The following is a 2,260-nucleotide window of genomic DNA, read 5'->3' as shown; positions in this document are numbered from 1 at the left end:
TCGGTTGCTTTCCAAGGGTTCACCATCATCAAAAATTAAGTCTGTGGGGGGTGGGGGGGGTTCCCAGAAGTCCTCGAAATCTTCTTCTATCAGTGCCGGAGAGGTGGCAGTTTCGTCGCTTTTGGCAATCGTCATTTTTTCGGCCTCTCTAGGTGGGAGTATCCATATTTTTGCTGGTTATTGATCCTAATATTACATCAGAATTTAGGAGTCAGTCCCGATGAAAAAATTTTCACCCCCACAGATGAAAGAGGTTTCCTTCCCTACACCCCACACCCCACACTCTCTTTCAAGTCAGGAGATAGATTTTAGGAGTTGAGAAAATTCTCTTCGCTTAACAATGATCAAAACTTTTCTTCTGGGTGCGTTACATTGGGCTAACACACCCGAATAATATTCTTAAGCTAACTAAAAAACTTGGCTTTATCTTTAACTAATTTTGTCCCGATTCCAGCGGCAATGACTTCAGAGAGAATGCTAATTAAACGATAGATAGCAACGGTGACAAGTACGTTAGCGGCGGGAAATTTTTCTGTGTCTAAAAGTGCGATCGCTGTAGCTTCAAATACTCCTAATCCCCCCGGCGCTCCGGGGACAACTAAACCCAATAACCAAGCAAAACTAAAGGTTCCTAAGAGGGGTAATATCTGAGCGGGGGTAATCATTTTTAATACCATCCAAGCTAAAATAAAACCCGCACCGCGCCACAATAAAAATCCAGTTTCACCCAAGAGAGGGATGAGAGGATATTTAGTTAGATAAACAGGTTCTTGAGCAATCTTTTTCTTTTGGCTAAGGATTTTGAGAGGATAATTTAAAAATTTGGGATGAATGCTGATTAAAATTAATCCTAAAACTAATATCTGTATCCTTAGACTTGAGCTAGATTTCATCCAACCTAAACCACTACCAATAACTGCTATGGCTAAGGCTGCACACACCAGCAATAAAAGTTCTAATAAAACGCTTAAACTAGCAGTTCCCCAATCACTTCCTGCTTTATTAATTGCCACAATGCGAGCATAAAAGTGGCCAATATTACCGGGTAGATATTTTCCTAAATTGGTAATCATATAGATGCCAATTCCTGTGGAGGTTTTAATCGGTTGTTGATAGCTTTTTAGTATCCATATCCACACCCATCCTGCCCAAATTTGAGCGATAACTGTGGTTACAAGTGCCAAGAAAAGAAATAACCAACCGTGATTTTCAATTCTAACTGAGGTGATGTTATCCCAGTTATTTTTAAGATTACTGAGAACAAAAAATAAGGTTCCCCCAATAATCAGCCAACGTAGAAACTTTTTCAGCATTTCATTTTTTCCTTTATTCATTTTCTGGAGGAAACCAGTCGAGAGCGAGCAGATTTTCTAAACTGTAGGGACATTCCCCAGGAAACCTGACTTGATTATCGGTTTTTTCTCTAACATAATTTAAGGCTTTCTGGTAAATAAGAGGTAATTCTTGAGTGAGATAATTGCGGAGATTAGTCGTTAAATAAGTGTTGATCTGGTTTTTGAAATTGACAATTTCTGAGCGCCAATGACTACGATTATATGTTCTTTCATCTTGCCAAAATTGTAGGAGTAAACAATGTCTAATAATTTGCTCTAATAAACTAGCAACACGAAACTTTTTTTCGTTTCCCAAATCTTCTAACTCCTCGATTAAGTTTTCTAAGTCTAAAGCTTCATATCTTTTATTCTTCAAGAGTTCTATGATTTCTTCTAACCAGAGAGAATCATCAATTTCGTAGAGAGTTTTTAAGTCGGGAATAACAGTCATTTTTTATCTCCTTTATTCGTAAGGTGGTAGCCAATTAGGATCGAGAAGTTCTGCTAAACTGTAGGGACAAATATCAGGAAAGTTGACTTGATTGTTGGTCTTTTTTCTCACATAACGGAGTGCTTTCTGATAAATATTATCAAATTCTTGTTCTAAATATTTCCGTAAACTTGCCGTTAGGTAGGTATTTAATTGATCTTGAAAATTTACCAGTTCTGCTTGCCAATGAGCCTGATTATATTCTCTTTCCCTTGTCCAAAATTGTAATAATAAACAATGTCTGATAATTTGCTGTAAAAAACTAGCAACACGAAACTTTTTTTCGTTTCCCAAATCTTCTAACTCCTCGATTAAATTATCTAAATCTAAAGCGTCAAATTTTCTCGCTTTCAAAAGTTCGATGGTTTCTTCTAACCAAAGAGAATCATCAATTTCGTAGAGAGTTTTTAAGTCGGGAATAACAGTCATTTTTTAT

At 37.1% G+C, this 2,260-nt stretch carries 3 protein-coding genes and 1 pseudogene; all 4 read right to left on the bottom strand.

All coding sequences use genetic code 11. The features are described 5' to 3' along the window. A pseudogene (locus O9324_RS27585) lies at positions 1–135 on the bottom strand (Uma2 family endonuclease); the annotation flags it as partial. A 269-nt stretch (positions 136–404) separates the two neighbouring features. After that, on the bottom strand, positions 405–1,334 hold the full coding sequence (locus O9324_RS21515) for a lysylphosphatidylglycerol synthase transmembrane domain-containing protein (RefSeq protein ID WP_288141265.1): 930 nt from the start codon (positions 1,332–1,334) through the stop codon (positions 405–407). Further along, entirely contained in the window at positions 1,327–1,785 is a 459-nt protein-coding gene (locus tag O9324_RS21510) for a DUF29 domain-containing protein (RefSeq protein WP_288141264.1), read from the bottom strand. The genes O9324_RS21515 and O9324_RS21510 overlap by 8 nt, the downstream gene beginning before the upstream one ends. A 12-nt stretch (positions 1,786–1,797) precedes the next feature. Next, entirely contained in the window at positions 1,798–2,253 is a 456-nt protein-coding gene (locus tag O9324_RS21505; protein ID WP_288141263.1) for a DUF29 domain-containing protein, read from the bottom strand. Positions 2,254–2,260: the final 7 nt, after the last annotated feature.

Origin of the sequence: Microcystis sp. LE19-84.1B (assembly GCF_027531875.1) — a bacterium.
In the GTDB taxonomy this organism is placed as follows: domain Bacteria; phylum Cyanobacteriota; class Cyanobacteriia; order Cyanobacteriales; family Microcystaceae; genus Microcystis; species Microcystis panniformis.
This window is presented reverse-complemented; position numbering and strand designations above follow the sequence as displayed.